This is a genomic window from uncultured Caulobacter sp. (assembly GCF_947036865.1).
GTDB lineage: Bacteria > Pseudomonadota > Alphaproteobacteria > Caulobacterales > Caulobacteraceae > Caulobacter.
The window spans coordinates 89,081-108,160 of the sequence record NZ_CAMQSF010000001.1; the positions used below are offsets into that span (position 1 = coordinate 89,081).

At 68.8% G+C, this 19,080-nt stretch carries 19 protein-coding genes and 1 pseudogene; 7 read left to right on the plus strand and 13 right to left on the minus strand.

The window, feature by feature from the left end:
- Positions 1-15 precede the first annotated feature (15 nt).
- The 3 genes from alaS to recA form a co-directional block, all read right to left on the minus strand.
- Positions 16-2,658 (minus strand): alanine--tRNA ligase, encoded by a 2,643-nt coding sequence (gene alaS, locus Q0V34_RS00400; protein WP_297506361.1) that lies wholly within the window; start codon positions 2,656-2,658, stop codon positions 16-18.
- A 161-nt stretch (positions 2,659-2,819) separates the two neighbouring features.
- Positions 2,820-3,251, minus strand: coding sequence for a lysozyme inhibitor LprI family protein (locus tag Q0V34_RS00405; RefSeq protein ID WP_297506363.1), 432 nt, complete (start codon positions 3,249-3,251; stop codon positions 2,820-2,822).
- 237 nt (positions 3,252-3,488) lie between these two features.
- On the minus strand, positions 3,489-4,559 hold the full coding sequence (recA, locus tag Q0V34_RS00410) for a recombinase RecA (protein ID WP_297506365.1): 1,071 nt from the start codon (positions 4,557-4,559) through the stop codon (positions 3,489-3,491).
- Positions 4,560-4,811: 252 nt separating this feature from the next.
- Between recA and Q0V34_RS00415 the strand changes: the two genes are divergently transcribed.
- The gene (locus Q0V34_RS00415) at positions 4,812-6,419 is read left to right on the plus strand and encodes an EAL domain-containing protein (RefSeq protein WP_297506367.1); all 1,608 of its coding nucleotides are present in this window, start codon (positions 4,812-4,814) and stop codon (positions 6,417-6,419) included.
- Positions 6,420-6,432: 13 nt separating this feature from the next.
- On the opposite strand, the gene Q0V34_RS00420 is transcribed toward Q0V34_RS00415, so the two are convergent.
- Positions 6,433-8,259: a DUF885 family protein gene (locus tag Q0V34_RS00420; RefSeq protein WP_297506369.1), complete on the minus strand. Its 1,827-nt coding sequence runs from the start codon at positions 8,257-8,259 to the stop codon at positions 6,433-6,435.
- 101 nt (positions 8,260-8,360) lie between these two features.
- Positions 8,361-8,738 carry a nuclear transport factor 2 family protein gene (locus tag Q0V34_RS00425; protein WP_297506371.1) on the minus strand — a complete coding sequence of 126 codons (378 nt, stop codon included), beginning with the start codon at positions 8,736-8,738 and terminating at the stop codon, positions 8,361-8,363.
- Positions 8,739-8,809: 71 nt separating this feature from the next.
- Here Q0V34_RS00425 and Q0V34_RS00430 point away from each other — a divergent pair, with 71 nt between their 5' ends.
- Positions 8,810-9,334 carry a GNAT family N-acetyltransferase gene (locus Q0V34_RS00430; protein ID WP_297506374.1) on the plus strand — a complete coding sequence of 175 codons (525 nt, stop codon included), beginning with the start codon at positions 8,810-8,812 and terminating at the stop codon, positions 9,332-9,334.
- Here the strand turns inward: Q0V34_RS00430 and Q0V34_RS00435 are convergent.
- Positions 9,331-9,942, minus strand: a complete 612-nt coding sequence (locus Q0V34_RS00435; protein WP_297506376.1) for a thioredoxin domain-containing protein — start codon at positions 9,940-9,942, stop codon at positions 9,331-9,333. The two genes, Q0V34_RS00430 and Q0V34_RS00435, sit on opposite strands and share 4 nt — an antisense overlap.
- A 105-nt stretch (positions 9,943-10,047) precedes the next feature.
- On the opposite strand from Q0V34_RS00435, the gene Q0V34_RS00440 reads away from it, so the two are divergent.
- The 4 genes and pseudogenes from Q0V34_RS00440 to Q0V34_RS00455 all read left to right on the plus strand — a co-directional run.
- Positions 10,048-10,365 (plus strand): hypothetical protein, encoded by a 318-nt coding sequence (locus Q0V34_RS00440; protein ID WP_297506377.1) that lies wholly within the window; start codon positions 10,048-10,050, stop codon positions 10,363-10,365.
- Positions 10,366-10,403: 38 nt separating this feature from the next.
- Positions 10,404-10,817 carry a response regulator transcription factor gene (locus tag Q0V34_RS00445; protein WP_297506379.1) on the plus strand — a complete coding sequence of 138 codons (414 nt, stop codon included), beginning with the start codon at positions 10,404-10,406 and terminating at the stop codon, positions 10,815-10,817.
- A 119-nt stretch (positions 10,818-10,936) separates the two neighbouring features.
- On the plus strand, positions 10,937-11,476 hold the full coding sequence (locus Q0V34_RS00450; RefSeq protein WP_297506381.1) for a DUF4199 domain-containing protein: 540 nt from the start codon (positions 10,937-10,939) through the stop codon (positions 11,474-11,476).
- Positions 11,448-11,569 (plus strand): annotated as a pseudogene (locus Q0V34_RS00455) (hypothetical protein); the annotation flags it as partial. The gene Q0V34_RS00450 and the pseudogene Q0V34_RS00455, both read left to right, overlap by 29 nt.
- 37 nt (positions 11,570-11,606) lie before the next feature.
- Here the strand turns inward: Q0V34_RS00455 and cckA are convergent.
- The 6 genes from cckA to Q0V34_RS00485 all read right to left on the minus strand — a co-directional run bounded on the left by cckA (position 11,607) and on the right by Q0V34_RS00485 (position 17,794).
- Complete coding sequence (gene cckA / locus Q0V34_RS00460) at positions 11,607-13,685, minus strand: cell cycle histidine kinase CckA (protein ID WP_297506383.1); 2,079 nt, start codon at positions 13,683-13,685, stop codon at positions 11,607-11,609.
- A gap of 103 nt (positions 13,686-13,788) precedes the next feature.
- Positions 13,789-14,880 carry a flagellar biosynthesis protein FlhB gene (gene flhB / locus Q0V34_RS00465; protein WP_297506385.1) on the minus strand — a complete coding sequence of 364 codons (1,092 nt, stop codon included), beginning with the start codon at positions 14,878-14,880 and terminating at the stop codon, positions 13,789-13,791.
- Positions 14,881-14,889: 9 nt separating this feature from the next.
- Positions 14,890-15,645, minus strand: coding sequence for a flagellar biosynthetic protein FliR (fliR, locus tag Q0V34_RS00470; RefSeq protein ID WP_297506387.1), 756 nt, complete (start codon positions 15,643-15,645; stop codon positions 14,890-14,892).
- Between the two features lie 9 nt (positions 15,646-15,654).
- Positions 15,655-15,918 carry a flagellar biosynthesis protein FliQ gene (gene fliQ / locus Q0V34_RS00475; protein WP_297506389.1) on the minus strand — a complete coding sequence of 88 codons (264 nt, stop codon included), beginning with the start codon at positions 15,916-15,918 and terminating at the stop codon, positions 15,655-15,657.
- A 126-nt stretch (positions 15,919-16,044) separates the two neighbouring features.
- The gene (locus Q0V34_RS00480; protein ID WP_297506391.1) at positions 16,045-16,347 is read right to left on the minus strand and encodes a hypothetical protein; all 303 of its coding nucleotides are present in this window, start codon (positions 16,345-16,347) and stop codon (positions 16,045-16,047) included.
- Between the two features lie 73 nt (positions 16,348-16,420).
- The gene (locus Q0V34_RS00485) at positions 16,421-17,794 is read right to left on the minus strand and encodes a hypothetical protein (RefSeq protein ID WP_297506970.1); all 1,374 of its coding nucleotides are present in this window, start codon (positions 17,792-17,794) and stop codon (positions 16,421-16,423) included.
- Positions 17,795-18,186: 392 nt separating this feature from the next.
- Between Q0V34_RS00485 and Q0V34_RS00490 the strand changes: the two genes are divergently transcribed.
- Complete coding sequence (locus Q0V34_RS00490) at positions 18,187-18,666, plus strand: ribonuclease H (protein WP_297506393.1); 480 nt, start codon at positions 18,187-18,189, stop codon at positions 18,664-18,666.
- On the opposite strand, the gene Q0V34_RS00495 is transcribed toward Q0V34_RS00490, so the two are convergent.
- Positions 18,667-19,020 (minus strand): methylglyoxal synthase, encoded by a 354-nt coding sequence (locus Q0V34_RS00495; RefSeq protein WP_297506395.1) that lies wholly within the window; start codon positions 19,018-19,020, stop codon positions 18,667-18,669.
- Positions 19,021-19,080: the final 60 nt, after the last annotated feature.

The following is a 19,080-nucleotide window of genomic DNA, read 5'->3' on the forward strand; positions in this document are numbered from 1 at the left end:
TGTTTGCGGCGCCGCTTAGCCGGCCAGCGCCGCCTTCACCGCCGCGAGACCGGCCTCGGCCTTGCTGTCGTCGGGCGCGCCGCCCTGGGCGAAGTCGGCCTTGCCGCCGGCGCCCTGCCCGCCCATGGCGATCACGGCGGCCTTGGCGAGGTCCGCGGCGCTGAACTTGCCGGTCAGGTCGGCGGTGACCGCCACCGTCACGGCGGCCTTGCCGTCCGAGGTGCCGACCAGGGCCACGACGCCGCTGGTCAACTGCTTCTTGAACTCCTCGGCCACGCCGCGCAGCTCCTTGCCGCCGACGCCGTCGAGGACGCGGGCGATCAGGGCCGTGCCGTTGACGTCCTCCGGACCCGAGGCCGCGCCGCCGCCGCCCAGGGCCAGCTGCTTCTTGGCCTCGGCCAGCTCCTTCTCCAGGCGCTTGCGGTCCGCGATCAGGGCGTCGACGCGGGCGGCGACCTCGGCCACCGGGGTCTTGAACTGGTCGGCCAGCGACTTGGCCACGCCCGCCTGGTCGAGCAGGAAGCGGCGGGCCGCCTCGCCGGTCAGGGCCTCGATGCGGCGCACGCCGGCGGCGACGCCTTGCTCGGAAACGATCTTGAACAGCGCGATGTCCCCCGTGCGGGCCACGTGGGTGCCGCCGCACAGTTCGACCGAATAGGCCTTGGCCTCGTCGGTCAGCGACTTGCCCAGGGTCAGCACCCGGACGCTGTCGCCGTACTTCTCGCCGAACAGCGCCACGGCGCCGGCCTCGATGGCCTCCTGCGGGGCCATTTCCTTGGTCTCGGCCGGGACGTTCTGGCGGATTACCGCATTGACCTCGGCCTCGATCCTGTCGAGCTCCTCGGGCGTCAGCGGGCCGCCGTGGCTGAAGTCGAAGCGCATGCGCTCGCCGTCGACCATCTGGCCCTTCTGCGCGACGTGCGGGCCCAGCACGTGGTGCAGGGCCGCGTGCACCAGGTGGGCGGCCGAGTGGTTGGAGCGCGTCGTGTGGCGGCGCTCGGCGTCGACCGAGACCACGACCTTGTCGCCGACCTTCAGCTCGCCCGAAAGCTCGACGCGATGGACGTGCAGGTCGCCGGCCTGCTTCTGGGTGTCGATGACGCGGTTCTCGCGGCCATTGGCCTCGAGCACGCCCTGGTCGCCGGCCTGGCCGCCGCTCTCGGCGTAGAAGCTGGTGCGGTCCAGCAGCACCTCGACGGTGGTCCCGCCGGTCGCGCTCTCGACCTCGGCGCCGTCGACGACGATCGCCTTGACCACGCCGGTGGTCTCGGTGGTCTCGTAGCCAACGAAGTCGGTCGCGCCGTTCTTTTCCTTGATCGCGAACCAGGCGGCCGCCGCGCCCTGCTGGCCCGAGCCGGCCCAGTTGGCGCGCGCCATCTCGCGCTGCTTTTGCATGGCCGCGTCGAAGCCGTCGGTGTCGACGGTCAGGCCCTTGGCGCGGACCGCGTCCTGGGTCAGGTCCAGCGGGAAGCCGTAGGTGTCGTAGAGCTTGAAGGCGGTCTCGCCGTCCAGCACGCCGCCGGCCGACAGGTTGGCGGTGGCCTCGTCCAGCAGGCCCATGCCGCGGCCGAGGGTCGTGCGGAAGCGCTCTTCCTCCTGGCGGAGGGTCTCGACGATCGACGCCTCGGCGCGGCGCAGTTCCGGATAGGCCTGGCCCATCTCGGCCACCAGGACCGGCGCCAGGCGGTGCATCAGCGGCTCCTGCGCGCCCAGCAGATAGGCGTGGCGCATGGCGCGGCGCATGATCCGGCGCAGCACGTAGCCGCGACCTTCGTTCGAGGGCGACACGCCGTCGGCCAGCAGGAACGAGGACGAGCGCAGGTGGTCGGCGATGACGCGGTGCGACGGGGCCTGGGCGCCCTCGGCCTTGACGCCCGTCAGCTCCACCGAGGCGGCGATCAGCGTCTTGAACAGGTCGATGTCGTAATTGTCGTGCTGGCCCTGCAGCACGGCCGCGATCCGCTCCAGGCCCATGCCGGTGTCGATCGAGGGCTTGGGCAGCGAGACGCGCTCGCCGCCGGCCAGCTGCTCGAACTGCATGAAGACGAGGTTCCAGATCTCGATGAAGCGGTCGCCGTCCTCGTCGGGGCTGCCCGGAGGGCCGCCGGGGATAGAGGGGCCGTGGTCGTAGAAGATTTCCGAGCACGGACCGCACGGGCCGGTGTCGCCCATGGACCAGAAGTTGTCGCTGGTCGGGATGCGGATGATCTTGTCGTCGGACAGACCGGCGATCTTCTTCCACAGGTCGGCCGCCTCGTCGTCGGTGTGGTAGACCGTGACCAGCAGCTTTTCCTTCGGCAGCTTGAACTCGCCGGTCAGCAGGGTCCAGGCGTGGTGGATCGCCTGCTCCTTGAAGTAGTCGCCGAACGAGAAATTGCCCAGCATCTCGAAGAAGGTGTGGTGGCGGGCGGTGTAGCCGACATTGTCGAGGTCGTTGTGCTTGCCGCCGGCGCGGACGCACTTCTGCGAGCTGGCCGCGCGCGGGTGGGCCGGGGTCTCGGCGCCGGTGAAGACGTTCTTGAACGGCACCATGCCGGCGTTGACGAACAGCAGCGTCGGATCGTTCTGCGGCACCAGCGGCGCGGACGGAACGACGGCGTGATCGGCCTTGCCGAAATAGTCGAGGAAGGTGCCGCGGATCTCGTTCAGGCTAGGCATCAGCGTCTCAAGTCTCTAGCGCCCGACGAACGGTCGGGAGTCGCGCGCTGCATAGCGCGGTTTTCAGCCAAGGGGAAACCGACTCGAAGATGGGCGCGCGGGGCGGCGCGTGAAAGGGCGCGCGCGGAGCGGACTCCGCGCCCCGCGCCGAGGGAGCCGCTTCAGCCGGCGGTCTCGGCGATCACCGGGGCAAGGTCCGGACGCGGCAGGATCGGCGGCGTGCTGTCCGCGTAGGTCAGCCAGTCGCGCCAAATCGAGAAGACGCGCAGCCGCGTCAGGCTGATGCGGCAGTTCAGCGCCATGGCGGTCCGGATCGTGCCGCCGTTCCAATAGGCCTCGACCGCCCCGCATTCGCCGTCGCGATAGGCCAGCCAAGCGCGTTGCCCCTTGATCAGGCTGGGCAGGGCCTTGGTGAGCGCGTCGCCCTTCTCGGCCCGCAGGCGTTTGACCGCCGCGCCATAATAGCGGTTCAGATCCGCTTCGACGGCGGTCTGCTGGCGGGCCAGGCACGCGTTCATGTCCAGCGTCGTGACGGCGTTGGCGCAAGGCGAGGCGGTCGAGGCCGCGGCGGCCAGGGCGAGAAGAACGGACATGGGGGCAAGCCTTCGAGGTTACGCGCGCAGTGTGGGTCGCCGCCTCGGAAGCGTCCATCCCCAATGACATCCGGGCGCGCTTTTGAAATTCGGAGCGGCGACGTCGCCCGAAAAGAGTCGGCCGCCTGGCATGGGGTCCAGGCGGCCTGATCGCGGCCTTCGCGGCGGTCCGCCGCGGGCGTGTTGAAGGCGGAGACGCCCACGAAAGCGGGCGAAGGCCGCGAAAGCTGGAAGGGCTTAGTCTTCCTCGCCCTCCTCGGGGCCGCCGACGAGGAGCTCTTCCTCGATCTTCTGCGACGACTTGCGGACGGCCTTCTCGATGTCGTTGGCGATGTCCGGGTTGTTCTTCAGGAACTCGCGCACATTGTCGCGGCCCTGACCGATGCGCTGGCTGCCGTAGGAGAACCACGAGCCGGCCTTTTCGATGATGCCGGCCTTGACGCCCAGGTCGATGATCTCGCCCAGCTTGGAGATGCCCTCCCCGTACATGATGTCGAACTCGACCTCGCGGAACGGCGGGGCCACCTTGTTCTTCACCACCTTCACGCGGACATTGTTGCCGATGATCTCGTCGCGCGCCTTCACCGAACCGGTGCGGCGGATGTCGAGACGCACCGAGGCGTAGAACTTCAGCGCGTTGCCGCCCGTGGTGGTTTCCGGGCTACCGTACATCACCCCGATCTTGTGACGAATCTGGTTGATGAAGATGACGATCGTGTGGGCCTTGTTGATCGAGGCCGTCAGCTTGCGCAGCGCCTGGCTCATCAGACGGGCCTGCAGGCCCGGCAGGCTGTCGCCCATCTCGCCTTCGATTTCCGCCTTCGGCGTCAGGGCCGCCACCGAGTCGACGACGACGATGTCGACGGCGTTGGAGCGCACCAGGGTGTCGGTGATCTCGAGCGCCTGTTCGCCGTTGTCCGGCTGGGCCACCAGCAGGTTGTCGAGATTGACGCCCAGCTTGTGAGCGTAGGACGGGTCCAGCGCGTGCTCGGCGTCGACGAAGGCGGCGGTGCCGCCGGCCTTCTGGACCTCCGCCACGACATGCAGGGCCAGCGTGGTCTTGCCGGAGCTTTCCGGGCCATAGACCTCGACGATCCGGCCCTTGGGCAGGCCGCCGATGCCCAGCGCGATATCCAGGCCCAGGGACCCGGTGGAGACCGACTCGATCTCGACCTTGCCCTTTTCGCCCAGCTTCATCACCGAGCCCTTGCCGAACGCGCGATCGATCTGGGCGAGAGCCGCCTCGAGCGCGCGTTGCTTGTCGCCTTCTTCCTTAGCCACGAGTTTCAATGCCGCCTGACTGCTCATGTTGATCCGCCCTCTATTCCATGATTCCAGTCGGCTCATCGGCGCTTCCGACGCCTCGTCGCGACGACCTGTGGAACACGGTTAAGAGGTACATGCTTTGTTCCATGTTCGCAAGATGTTCTCACACATAGAAACGTCCGTTTCTGACGCAGGGCCGGCGAGAACCGAAAATGGGTGGCGCGTTGCCTTTCGGCGCAACTGGTCCTTAAGTCCCGTCGTGCAAGCTGGCGCCTTCAATGGGGGACTACCGCCTTGTCGTTAGATCCGCGTCGCCTTCTTGGCCTGGCGTTCGCTAGCGCCGACCTTCTGGTCGAGCTGCAGAGCGGCCGCGTGCGCCTGGCGCTGGGCGCGGCGCAGCGGATCATGGGCGTGAACGAGGCGGAGCTGGCGGGCAAGGTCTGGAGCCATCTTCTCCACGTCGACGATCAGCCGCTGATGGAAGCGATGCTGAACTGCGCCGACGACGGCGTGCGGCGCGGCCCGATCGTCCTGCGCCTGGCCGGCGAGGACGATCGCCACATCCGCGTGATCCTGCGCGCCCTGCCGGAGAACGACGGCCGGGTTTCGTGCGCGGTCACCGCCGCTCAGGCCGCCGGACCGCCGCTGGCGGCCGGAGCCCTGCACCCGCGCGAATCGTTCGACGACATCGCCAAGGGCCTGTTCGAGGCCGCCCGGGTGACGGGCCTGGAGCTCGAGCTGGCCATGGTCGAGTTCGCTGGCCTCGGCGCCATGCGCGGCGAGCTGTCGCCGAACGAGGCGGCCGCCCTGGATGTGCGGGTCGCCAGCGCGGTTCGCGCCGAATCGCACGGCGGCTCGGCCGCCACCCAGCTCTCGCCGGACCGCTACGCGCTGCTGCGCCAGCGCGACGACCGCCCGGAAAACATGGTCAAGCGCCTGACCCGCGTGGTCGCCACGGAGGCCAGCGCCCACCTGGTGCCGCTGGAGGCGGCCGGCGGCTCGGCCCGCGCGCTCCGCGCCCTGCGCTACGCGCTCGACGACTTCCTGCGCGAGGGCCTGAAGGACATGCCGCCGATGACCTTGTCGGAGGCGATGAACCGGTCGGTCAAGCGCACCCTGGCGCGCGCCGGCGCCCTGGGCGTGGCGGTCAGCCAGCGCCGCTTCAACCTGGCGTTCCAGCCCGTGGTCGCCCTGGCCACCGGCGTGGCCCACCACCACGAGGTGCTGGTGCGGTTCGAGGACGGCGGCAGCCCCTTCCCGATGATCCGCATGGCCGAGGAGTTCGATCTGATCGAGGAGCTCGACCACGCCATCGTCGAGCAGACGATCAAGAAGCTGGCCAACGACCACGAGCGCAAGCTGAAGTTGGCCGTGAACATCTCCGGCCGCACGATCATCAGCGAGACCTTCATCGACCATATCGGACGGCTTCTGGCCAAGCACGGCGAGGCCAAGGGGCGGCTGATCTTCGAGGTCACCGAGACCGCCGCGATCGACGACCTGCCCCGCGCCAATCGCCACATCCAGAGCCTGCGCGGCCTGGGCTCGCTGGTCTGCCTGGACGATTTCGGCTCGGGCTCGTCGTCCTTCGCCTATCTGCAGCAGCTCAGCCTGGACATCGTCAAGATCGACGGCCGCTATGTGCGCGAACTGGCCGACAACGGCCGCGACGGCGCGATGGTGCGCCGCCTGGTCGAGCTGTGCCGCGACCTTAACATCCGCACCGTGGCCGAGATGGTCGAGACGGTGGAGGTGGCCGAGATCGTGCGCCAGGCCGGGGTCGATTTCGCCCAGGGCTGGCTCTACGGCAAGCCGGCCGACAAGCCGATGCCAGCCTTCCGGCCGAGCGCGGCGGTGGCCCCGCTGGCGCGACGCGCCGGCGCGTCGGAAAGCTGGGGCTAAACGCCCCTCGGCCTCAGCTGACCTTGCCGCCCTTGCTGACGATGTAGTCGTCGATCACCCGCTCCAGCACGGTCAGCGGGGTCATGCCCGACAGCAGACCCGCGTCGTGGAATTCCCGGATGTCGAACGCCTTGCCCAGCGCCTTCTTGGCCTTGGCCCGGGCGCGCAGCCAGGTGATCTTGCCGATCATGTAGCTGCAAGCCTGGCCCGGCCAGACGACATAGCGCTCGATCTCGGTGATCGCGCCGCTTTCCTCGTCGCCGATGGTGTCGACCATGTACTTGATGGCCTGCTCCCGGCTCCATTTCTTGGCGTGCATGCCGGTGTCGACGACCAGGCGCACCGCGCGGAACAGGGCGTCGTGCAGCATGCCCAGGTGGCCGCGCGGGTCGGTCTTGTAGACGCCCATCTCGACCGCCAGCTGCTCGGCGTAGAGCGCCCAGCCCTCGGTGTAGCCCGAGAAGCCGATGACCTTGCGGATCATCGGCAGGCCCTTGGCCTCGTTGGAGATCGACAGTTGCAGGTGGTGCCCCGGAATGCCCTCGTGAGCCGTCAGGGTCGAGAGGTAGAACTTGGGCTGTTCCTTGGTGTCGCGCAGATTGATCCAGTAGATGCCGGGCCGCTTTCCATCCAGCGACGGCGAATTGTAATAGCCCGCCGGCGCGCCGGCCTCGATGGCCTTCGGAACGCGGCGGATCTCCAGCGGAGCCTTGGGCAGGGCGCCGAAATAGGCCGGCAGCTGCTTCTGAATGAAGACGACCTTCTGGTTCAGGTCCTTGATCAGCTGTTCCTTGGCCGCGTCGGTGTTCGGATAGATGTCCTTGGCGAGCTCGGCCATGCGCTGACCGACCGTGCCCTTGCTCATGCCGATGCTCTTGAACAGCTTGTCCGCCTCGGCCGAGAGCGACTTGACGAGATCCAGGCCCAGCTGGTGGATCTCGTCCGGGGTCAGGGTCGAGGTGGTGTAGGTCTTCAGCGACGTCGCGTAGTAGTCCGCCCCGTCCTTCAGGCGCCAGACGCCGGCCTCGTGCGTGGCTTTCGCGCGCGCGCTCTCCAGCAGCGCGATCTGGCGCTTGAGGGCGGGCAGCACCGAGCCTTCGTAGAGTCTGGACGCCTCGCCGACCCAGTCGCCGGCGATCTTCTTTTCCTTGGTCCGACGCGCGATCGAGACGACCAGCGGGGCCTCGGCCGTCGGCGTGTCGGCGAAGGCGCGCATCTGGATCAGGGCCTTGTCGATGACGAAGTCCGGCGGGATCACGCCGTCGGCGAAGTCGGCCTTGGCCAGCGCCGTCTCCTGGTCCATCAGGCGGGCGAAACCCTCCATCCGCGACAGATAGGCTTCCGCGTCGGCCCGGGTCTCGATGCCGTGCTGGGTGTCCAGGAAGTCCGGCATGGACTGGTAGCTGCCGGTCAGCTGGCTCAGCACATAGGGCGCGCCGGAGCCGCCGCCGCCATAGGTGAACTTCCGATTGGCCTCGTCCTGCACCGCGAGCACGAACTCGACCGTGTCGTAATTGGCCGCGTCCATGCCCTTGAGCGCGCGACGGTCGATGGCGCGCAGAGCGGCCAGTTGCCGCGCGGTCTGGACCTTGCCGGCCTCGATGGCGGCGAACGAGCGATCGCCGAGCAGGCTCTTGGTCCAGCCCAGGTCGCCGGTGTCCAGGCCCAGCCCCGTCGCCGTCTCCGGCGACTGGCGCAGCTGCTTGGCCATGATGTCGTCGAGCAAGGCGTTCAGCTTGGCGACCTCACCCTCGCGCGCCAGGGCCGAAGAGGGCAGCCCGCCCGCGGCCGCGAATCCCGCGGCGGCGGTGGCCAACAGCATGTCACGACGATTGAGCACGGCTTTCCCCCCAAGGGCTGAACTATGGGCGAAAGCCTAGCGCCGCCGCCGCGTTTGGCGAAAGTAATTCCGGGTTATGGCGTCAAATGCAACAACCCCGCTCACGCCAGGGTCACGAACACCTCGTTCTCGATCACCCATTGGCCGGTGGCCTTCTTCCAGGTGGCCAGATAGGTCCCGGACTGTTCGGGCGCGTCCGTCCATTGGCCGACCCAGCGGCCGCGCTCTGCCGCGCGGGTCCCCTCGGCGTTCAGAGCGATGTCCTCGGTCGCGCGGACATAGGCCACGAAGCCAGGCTCGGCGAATTGGCCGGCGAAGGCGGCGAGCACGTCCTCGGCGCCCAGCAGCAGCGAGCCGTCGCCCGCGATCACCGTCACGCGCGGATCGAGGAAGGGCCGCAGCCGGGCGGCGTCCTTGGCGGCGATCAGCTTGTTGGTCAGCTTGCGGCGGGCGGCGATGGCGTCTTCCGGCCTGGTCATGCGCGCGGTCTTCCCTGGTTCGCGAGCCCGTGTAGCTTGCGCGGGCCTGTCGTCGCAAACGCCGAGTCTCGATGTCCGCCCCGACCCTGACCACCGCCCGCCTGACCCTGGCGCCGCCGACCCTGGCCGACTTCGAGGACAGCCGCGCCATGTGGGCCGACCCGGTGGTGATCCGCTACTTCGGGCGCGACCCGTTCACCGAGGAAGAAAGCTGGACCCGTCTGATGCGGGCGCGCGGCCTTTGGGAGGTGCTAGGCTTCGGCTACTGGGCGGTGCGGGAGACCGCCACGGGACGCTATGTCGGCGAGGTCGGGTTCGCGGATCTGCGTCGCGACCTCGAGCCCAGCCTTCACGGCCTGCCTGAAATGGGCTGGGTGCTGGCGGCCTGGGCGCACGGCCAGGGCTTTGGGACCGAGGCGGTTCGCGCGGGCCTCGCCTGGATCGACGAAGCCCTCGCGCCCGAGATCGTGCCCTGCATCATCGATGTCGAGAACGCCCCCTCCATCGCCCTGGCGACCAAGGTCGGGTTCACGCTCAAGACCCACGCCAGCTTCAAGGGCTCGCCGATCGTGGTGATGGAGCGGCGAAGGCCCTAGTGGGCCCCCGCCGCGGCGATGGCGGCGTCGATCTGATCCAGGGCCTGGTAGCCGGGCTCCATCTTCTTGCCGTTGATCTCGAAGGTCGGGGTGAATTCGACGCCGTGCTCCTTGGCGTTCCGCTCCACGCGCGCGTTCAGCGCCTTCAGCTGGGCTTCGTCCAGGACGCAGGCCTTGAACTTGTCCTCGCTCATGCCCAGCGACTTGGCGATGTCCAGCAGGCTTTCGCGCGGGGTCTCGAAGACGCCCGGCTGGGCGGCGAAGATGGCGTCGGTGACGGCGAAATACTTGTCCTTGCCGGCGCAGCGGGCCAGCAGGAAGCCGGCCGACGCGACCTGGATCTCGGGACCCTGCCCCACCAGCATCTCGCGGAAGACGTAATGGACCTTGCCGGTGTCGATATATTTCGCCTTGAAGGCCGGATAGACCTCCTTCTGCCAGCGACCGCAGACCGGACAGCCGACCGAGGCGTATTCGACCACCGTCACCTTCGCGGCCTTGTTTCCAAGATCCATGTCGTCGGGCATGGCGCCGGAGCCTTGCGGCTTGTTGCAGGCGGCCAGACCGACGCTGAGCAGCGCGGCGGCGACGAGAATGAGACGACGCATGGCGTTGGAACCCTTTGAGACACGGCAAGCGCCGCCATGTGACGGACGAACGGCGACTCGGTCAACTGGATGGGATCGTTGAGCTTACGGTGCTAGGACGGCGACATGGTTCGCAAAGTCACCGCCAAGCTAGTCCCCGTCCAAGACCCGACCGCCGAGGCCGACCGGGCCTGGTTCGAGGCTCACCCCGAGCGCCTGTTCCGCCTCCGCGACCCGGCGCCGGTCGAGTTCAAGGACCCGCTGGGCGATCCGGGCGAGGGCTTTTCCTGGCGCGTGCTGATCGCCCGGCTGTCCGACGGCGGCCGGCTGCGCCTGCCCGTCTCGCTGTCGTGGGAGCTGCACAACGACCACGCCAAGGACCAGCACCTGCGGATCCTGTTCGACCAGGTCGCGCCGCCCGAGGCCAAGGCCCGGCTGGCTTGATATTGACGCGCCCGCGCGGATCGGGCGCCCTCTCGCCCATGGCACGCACCATCCTCCTCTGGGCGCTCGTCCTGGCCGTCGGCGCCTTCGCGCTGCAGTGGCTGGAGCAGCAGGCGTTGATCGGCGTCTTCGCCTGGAGGACCTATGTCGGCCTGATCGGCGTCGCCTTCGCGGCCGGCGGGGTCTGGGTCGGCTGGGAGATCGCCGCGCGCGGCCGGCCGGACGTGTTCCAGCGCAACGAGGCCGCCCTGGCCGCGCTGGGCCTGACCGGCCAGGAGGTGAAGGTGCTGGAGCGCCTCGCCGCCGGCCGCTCCAACAAGGAGATCGCCCGCGACCTCGGCCTGTCGCCCAATACGGTCAAGACCCACGTCGCCAATCTCTACGGCAAGCTGGAGGTCAGCCGCCGCACCCAGGCGGTGGGCAAGGCGCGCGAGCTGGCCCTCATCCCCTGAGCTTGACCGCCCGTCGGAAGGGCGAGAGCGTCGAATTCACCCGTTCGGGCGATACCGTTTCCGGGTCGGGAGCGGCAGCTTCGGGACGCGTCGCGAGGGGCGGCGCGGGAGGAGACGAGATGCAGCAGACTCAACGGACCATTCTGACCTACGGCCTGATCTCGGGCGTGATCATCATCCTGGGAATCCTGGCGACCATCCTTCTGAAGCCCAGCGGCCATCAGCACGGCGGCGTCTGGCTGGGCTATCTGATCATGCTGATCGGCCTGTCGACGATCCTGCTGGCGGTGAAGCAGCATCGCGACAAGGTCCTGGGCGGCGTCATCAAGTTCTGGCCCGCGTTCCTGATCGGCCTGGGCGTGGCCGTGGTGGCGACCATCGCCTACGCGGCGATCTGGGAGGTCTATCTGGCCCTGACCCACTACCGCTTCATGGACGAGTACACGGCCAGCATCCTGGCCCAGAAACGCGCCGCCGGGCTCAGCGGCGAAGCCTACGCCAAGCTGGTCGCCGAGATGGACCAGATGAAGCGGAACTACGCCAACCCGCTCTATCGCGTGCCGATGACCATGGCCGAGATCTTCCCGGTCGGCCTGCTGGTCGCCCTGGTCAGCGCGGCGCTGATGCGCAATGCGAAGTTCCTGCCGGCGCGGGGGTGAGGGGGCTGTCCTCGCCCTTCGACAGGCTCAGGGTGAGGACAACTGCGACCGTCGGGGTAGGAACCTCATCCTGAGCTTGTCGAAGGACGAGGTTCCGGTCCCTCGGCGCCGGCCATCGCCGCCGAAGCCTCTAAGCCGCCTGCAGCTGTTGCTTGACCCGCTCGGCCAGGGTCTTGATGTCGATCGGCTTGGGCAGGAAGGTCACGCCGGTCTCGCCTTCCAGCAGGTCGCTGAACTCGGCCTCGGCATAGCCCGAGATGAACATCACCGGCGCCGTTCCGAGATAGCCGCGAGCCTTCTTCAGCAAGGTCGGGCCGTCGATGCCGGGCATGATCACGTCGGAAATCAAGAGGTCGATCGTGCCGGCGTTCTCCTCGGCGATCTGCAGCGCCTCCTCGCCGTCCGCGGCTTCCAGCACCTCGTAGCCCCGGGCCCGCAGCAGGCGGGCGGCGACGCTGCGGACGGCGTCCTCGTCCTCGACGAACAGGATGCGGCCGGCGCCCGACAGGTCGCGGGCGGCGCGCGGCTTGGGCGTCTCGGCCGCGACCTCGGCGGCCAGAACCACGCCGGCGGGCGCCTCGTAGACCGGCAGGAAGATCCGGAACGCCGCGCCCTCCCCCGGACGGCTATGGACGTGGATCCAGCCGTCGCTCTGCTTGACGATGCCGTAGACCGTGGCCAGGCCCAGGCCCGTCCCCTCGCCCACCGGCTTGGTGGTGAAGAACGGGTCGAAGATCTTGCCCATCACGTCGGGCGGGATGCCGGGGCCGTCGTCGCTGACCTCGATGAAGGCGGTGTCGCCCTCGGCCGCCGGGAAGCCCAGCTGGACGGCCTCGTCGCGGGTCAGGCGCGCGGTGCGGATGCGCACGACGCCGCCGCCCTTGGCCGCCCGCACCGCGTCGCGGGCGTTGACCGCCAGGTTCATCACCGCCGTCTCGAGCTGGCTCTTGTCGGCCCGCACCTGCGGCAGGTCGCGGCCGTAATCGGTGATCAGCTTGACGTCCTCGCGCAGCAGGCGGCGCAACAGGACCTCGAACTCCGAGATCAGTTCGCCCAGATCCAGCACCTCGCGCTGGACGGTCTGCTTGCGCGAGAAGGCCAGCAGCTTGCGCACGAGGTCGGCGGCGCGCACCCCGGTCTGGCGGATCTCGTTCAGGCCTTCGTAGGACGGATCGCCGACCGGGTGGCGGTGCAGCAGTTCGTCCAGGCGCAGCTGGATGGCGGTCAACAGGTTGTTGAAGTCGTGGGCGACGCCGCCGGCCAGCTGGCCGATCGCCTGCATCTTCTGCGACTGGGCCAGCTGAAGCTCCATCTGCTTCTGCTCGGACACGTCGATCATGTAGGCGACGAGCCGGCCCTCGGCGCGGTAAAGATAGAGGTGGGCGATGCGGCCGGGATCGCGCGCCAGGCGCACCTCGTAGGGGCCGGCTCGCCCCTCGTTCAGCCGCGTCTCGGCCTCGGCGCGCGAGCCGGCGTCGATCAGGTCGCCGAACACCACGCCGGCCTTGCCGCCGGTCATGGTGGTCAGGGCCGGATTGGTCTCCAGCACGCGCGAGGTGAAGGGCTCCAGGCCGTCCAGCAGGGCCGCGCCGAACGGCGAGGCGCCGGCGAAGGCGTCGAGCGACTTGGGCGGCGGCGGGGCGCGTTCGGCCTCGAGCGCGGGGGCGGTCGGCTCGGCCGCCGCCTCGGTCGCCACGATCGGAGTCAGGCGGATCAGCAGTCGACCGCCGGCCAAGCGAGAGACCTTGGCGGTGTGATCGACGCCGCCCGCCCGCAGCACGCCTTCGGCCATCTGGCCCTGGCGCGCCTGGACCAGCGCCGCGAACAGGCTGGAGCCGGCCACGCCGCGCGGCAAGCGACGCGCCTCGCCCATCACCGCGCGCCAGGCGGGATTGGCCGCCAGCAGCCGGCCGTCAGCGGCGGCCAGGGCGGCGGGCTCGCTCAGGGCTTCGATGAAGCCTTCGGCCTGATCGGCGTCCTGCCCGCCCAGCGCCGAGCCGCGAATCGCCACCAGACCGAGGATCGCCACGCCGGCCACGCCCAGCAGCAGCAGCAGGCCGGCCAAGGTCGCGGGTCCGGCCTTCAGCGCCGGCGCGGCCGACAGAACCGCCGCGCCTATGAAGAACACCGCCGTCGCCGCCAGCCACGGATCGAAGCGCCGGCGCGCGGCGCCGGGGGGAGCTTTGTCCTGGAGCTGGAAATCGGCCATGGGCGGTAGTGTTACCTTTGTTCCGACGAGCCCGCGACTCACCCGCAATCGGGGAAACAATAGCCTTTCCCAAACGCTAGGTCAGTTTTCTACGATCCGGGGCTCAGAGTGGACGGGCGCGCGGCCTCGATTGCGGCTTCTTGCCGTTCAGAATGAAGCTGATGACCTTGGCGACGGCCTCGAAGTGCTCGACCGGAATCTCCTCGTCGACCTCGACGCTGGCGTAGAGGGCGCGCGCCAGGGGCGGATCCTCCAGCACCGGCACGTCATGTTCCTCGGCGATGGCGCGGATCTTCAAGGCCAATTCGTCGACGCCCTTGGCCACGCACAGCGGCGCGGGCGTCTCGCCGGCCTCGTACTTCAGCGCGACGGCGTAGTGGGTCGGGTTCATGACCACGACGGTGGCCTTGGGCACCTGCTGCATCATCCGCTGACGCGAGCGCTGCATCTGGATCTGCCGGCGCTTGCTCTTGATATGCGGGTCGCCGTCGGACTGCTTGAACTCTTCCTTGACCTCCTGAAGCGTCATCCGCATCCGGTTCATGAAGCGCTGGCGCTGCCAGAACCAGTCGAAGGCGGCCGTGGCGACCAGGAAGATGATCACCGCGACGAACAGTTCCTTGGCCAGCTTCATGGCCTCGGGGACCATCAGCGCCGGGTCCATGCCCACCAGATCGCGGACCTCGCCGACATGGGGCTTCAGCACGAACCAGGCGATGATGGCCGTGACGCCGATCTTCACGACCGACTTGGCGAACTGGATGAAGCCGTCCAGGCCGAAGATGCGGCCAAGACCGGTGAGCGGGTTCAGCTTGGAGAAGTCAGGCTTCAGCTTGTCCGGCGTCAGCATGAAGCCGGTCTGGCCGATATTGGCGATCACGCCCATCAACGAGCCGACGATCATGACCAGCACCAGCGACGGCAGCGCGGCCATCGTGGCCTGCTTCATCACCACCATGGCGCCGCCGCTGGAGAGATCGATCGTGCCGGCGTGGGCGATGAACGGCACGAGGGCCGCCATCAGATCGCGGGTCAGCCAGCCGCCGGCGATCAGGATCACCGACACCGCGCCGGCCAGCGACGCCAGTTGCGGAATGTCCGCCGACTTGACGACGTCGCCCTTGGCGCGGGCGTCCGACAGCTTCTTGGCTGACGGTTCTTCTGTTTTCGACTCGGGATCCGTATCGTCCGCCACGCGCGCCCCCTAGCTGAAGATGTCCAGGAGTTCGCGGTAGCGGTCGGTCCAGACCATGGCCACGCCGCCCAGCGACAGGGCCAGCAGCGACAGGCCCAGGATCACGCTGAGCGGCGAGGCCACGAAGAAGATCTGGAAGGCCGGCATGACCCGTCCGACCAGGCCGACGGCCAGGTTGAAGACCAGCGAGAACACGATCACCGGCGCGGCCAGCTGGACGCCCAGCGAGAACGACTGCGCCACCGTCCGCACCGCCAGGGTGACGGCGTCGTCGATCGGCACGGCGCGGGTGAACGGGAAGATCGTATAGGAGCGGACGATGGCCCCGATGAACAGATGATGCAGCCCCGTCGCCATGATCAGCGTCAGGCCCAGCATCGACAGGAAGGTCGCCACCGCCGTGCTCGAGCCCTGCATCGAGGGATTGACGCTCTGGGCGAACGACAGCGTGGTCTGCATCGAGATGATTTCGCCGGCCGTGGTCAGCGCGCTCATGAACAGCCGCAGCACCGACCCGATCATCAGGCCGATCAACAGTTCGTGGATCACCGCCCCGACGAGGCCGCCCAGGGTCGTCGGGATCGGCGGCACGCTATTGGCGACCAGCGGTCCCAGGATCAGGGCCATCAAGAGGGCGAACGACAGACGGATGCGCGGCGGCACCGACTGCTCGCCGATGCCCGGCATGGTCATGACCATGGCGCCGACCCGGGAAAAGACCAGGGCCGCGACATAGACCTGAAACGCCGTGGCGAACGCGTTCACGGACCTGGCCTACAGCCCGGCGATGCGCGCGGCGATCTGGCGCATGAACGCGCTCATCAGCGCGCCCATCAGCGGCAGGAAGATGATCAGCGAGATGAAGATCGCCACGATCTTCGGCGCGTAGACCAGGGTCTGTTCCTGGATCTGGGTCAGGGCCTGGAACAGGCCGATGGCGACGCCGACCACCAGGCCCACGATCAGGCACGGCGCGCACAGCTGCAGCGTCAGCCAAAGCGCGTCCCGGCCGACATCCAGAACCTCGGCGCCACTCATGCAAAGCCTCGTTGAGAATCGGCCGCGCGGCCGTTCGGTTTCGAGGCCCCAGGATGGGCGATTTATGGTTAACGAGGCGTTAGGGGTTGGCCGGCGACCGGGTCGTCAGGGCCGCCGCGCCTGGCCTTACCGAATGCGGATCTTCACCGGGATCTGCATGTACGATCCCGCCCGGCTCTTGCCGTCCGGACCCAGCAGGTCGACCTGGAATTGCGAGGCCATCGACAGGGCGGCCTGGCCGACGCCGAGGTCGTTGGGGCTTTCGTCCTGGACCGTGCAGGCGGTCAGGTGGCCGTCGTTCTTGACATAGCAGTTCAGCAGGGCCGTGGCGAAACGCGGCTCGGACACCGGGGTCAGCAGATCCGAAGGCGTCTTGCCCGGCGCGGGGCTGGCGACGACGGCGGCGGCGAGAGCGAGCGAAGCGATCACGAGTTCATCCCTTTGACTTTGTCTTTTTCGGCGGTCCCTCGCCGCCCGTTCTGGAAGCGTGTTCCGTTTCGGATCAGGCGGGGTGGCCTTGCTTGAGCCGTTGCAGGCCCTGTGCCGCCAGGTCGGTCAGCGAGCGCAGGCCAAGCTCCGAGAACACGTCGAACGCGGCGGCCAGCGCCGCGCCGGCTCGCGCCAGGCGGCCGTCGTCGCGACCGGTGATCTCGACCCGGGCTTCATAGAGGCGGGCCAGATTCATCTGCGCCACCGCCCAGCTGGCCGGATCGCGCGCGCCGGGGGCGGCCGACAGCTCGGCCTTGAAGGCCAGCTCGGCGGCGTCCAGCACCGCCAGATCGGCGGTCAGCTCGGCGCAGCGCGCCAGGCAGAGCGCGCGGTTGTTGGCCACCACCGCCCGCAGCGCCAAGGCCGGCTGGGCCTTCAGCACCTGGGTGGCGCGATCATAGGCCGAGACCGCCTGCTCGAAGGCGCGCTCGCTGGTCGAGGCCTCGCCCAAGGCCTGCAAGGCCGCGCCCAGCGCCGCGCCGGCGCGCGCCCAGTCCATCGGGCTGTGATCGGGGGTCAGCACCTCGACGGCCGCGAACAGCGTCTCGACGCCCTCGGTGATCCGCGACAGCTCGCCGTCCAGTTCGCCGAGCAGGACGAGCGCCGAGCCACGCAGGCCCTCCAGCCGCGCCCAGGCGAGCGGTTCGAAATCGGGATCCAGAACGGCGGCGGCGGTCTTGGCCTCGGACACCGCCAGCTCGGCGAGGTTCCGATCCTTCAGACGCTCGGCGCAGGCCAGGATCAGGTCGATCCGCGCCGCGCGCTGGTCGGCCAGTTGCAGGCGAGCCGAGCCGCCCTTGACGCGCTTGGCGGCGGCCAGAGCGCGAAGCGGCGCCTCGAACGCCGTGATCGCGGAGAGGGCTCTCTCGATATCGTTCTCGGCCAGCGCCAGGCGGCCGTCGAGACCGGCCATCAGCGCGCCGCACAGGGCCGTGCGCTGGTTGGTCGGCGTGCGCGCCAGCGTCGCCGAGGCCGCGGCGACCAGTCCCTCGTCGCCGAACAGGTCAGCGCCCATCACGGCCAACATCGCCTGCTCGCAGCGCGCGGCGGCCAGGGCGTCTTGGCGGCGGTCGGCCTCGAAGGCCTTGGCGGCGGCTTCCGCCTGGGCCGCGCCCTTGCGCAGCGCCGTCGCGTCGCCGCCGCGCCGCGCGAGTTCGCGCCAGACCACGGCGGCCTCCAGAAGCCGCGCGCCCCGGTCCCGCGCCCCGATCCGGCCGGCGACCACGTCGGCCGAGCGCGCCTCGTTGGCCAGGAGCCGCACGTCCAGCAGTTCCAGCAGGGAGGTGTCGCCCCCGGTCAGGCCCTCGCGCCACGCGCCCTTGAAGTCGGCGTCGCCGCCGAACAACCGCTTCAGATCCCGTCCGAACTCGAACATGGCCTCGCGCACTCCGCCTACGGAACGTCCCAAGCCGGGACAGCCCGACAAAGGTTCAACGCACGAGGAGCAAAACCGGAGCCAGCGATTTTTAACAAGTGGTTAATAGGTGTTTACGCCTCGTTAACCATAAATATTTCCGATGTTTTTACACAGTCCGCCGGATCTCACCCAAAATGGTCGACGCCGTATTGAATTGGCACACTTCTTGCTTTGGCGAATACACGCCGCCGGCGACCGGGTCGGCAAATTTTAGAACCTCGTTCACCAACCTTAAAGTGACGTTAACCCTAACTTTTAGGCAGGCGTTTACTTTTCGTTCGCCAGGCGCCTCGCCTGCCCCCTCCCCGCGCGCGACCGAAGCAGTCTAGAAGGCGGTCAAAAGACCCTTCAGGAGCCCGTTCATGGCCGCCGTCACCCTGTGGATCGCCAGCCTTTGCCGCCCCGACCCGGGCTACGGCGGCTGGGCCTTCGTGCGGCGCCTGGACGGGGTCACGGGCGCGGCGGCCCTCAAGGGCGCGGCCGGCGGCGAACGGCGCGCGAGCGGCGCCCGCATGAGCCTGGCGGCGCTGACCGAAGCGCTGGAAAGCTTGTCCGACCTGCCCGCCGACGCTTCGGTGACCCTGCGCTTTGTCGATCCCGACCTCGCCGGCCAGTTGGTCGCCGCCGACGGCGACTATGCCACCGCCGAGCCCGAGGTCTGGGCGGCCGCCCGCGCCGCCGTCGCCGCCCGTCCGGTGCTGGACCTGGTCCCGGCCGCGCCCGCGGATCCCGCCAGCGGCTTCCTGCTGGCCTGGGCCGAGTTCGGTCTGGACACCAGCAAGTCGCGCGGCAGCTTCAAGGCCGCGCTGCCGAAGCCGAACCTGATGAAGTTTCCGGGCTGATCAGCCGCCCTCGCCCGCCACGATCAGGTCCGCCGTCGCCGGGTTGCAGGCCAACGGGATATCGGCCAGCGTCGCCATGCGGATCAGCGCCTTGACGTCCACGTCGTGCGGCTGCGGCGACAGCGGATCGACGAAGAAGATCAAGACGTCCAGCCGCCCTTCGGCGATCATCGCGCCCAGTTGCTGATCGCCGCCCAGCGGTCCGCTCTTCAAGCGTGTCAGGTTCAGATGCGGCAGGGCCTCCAGGATCCGGCCGCCGGTCGTGCCGGTCGCGAACAGGGCCTTGCCCTCCAGAAAGCCCGCATGGGCCCGCGCCCAGTCGACCAGGGCGGCCTTCTTGTCGTCGTGAGCCACGAGGCGAGCGGAGCGGGCATGGCGGGGAGTCCGAAGCGGCGGGAACCGCACTCATTTCGC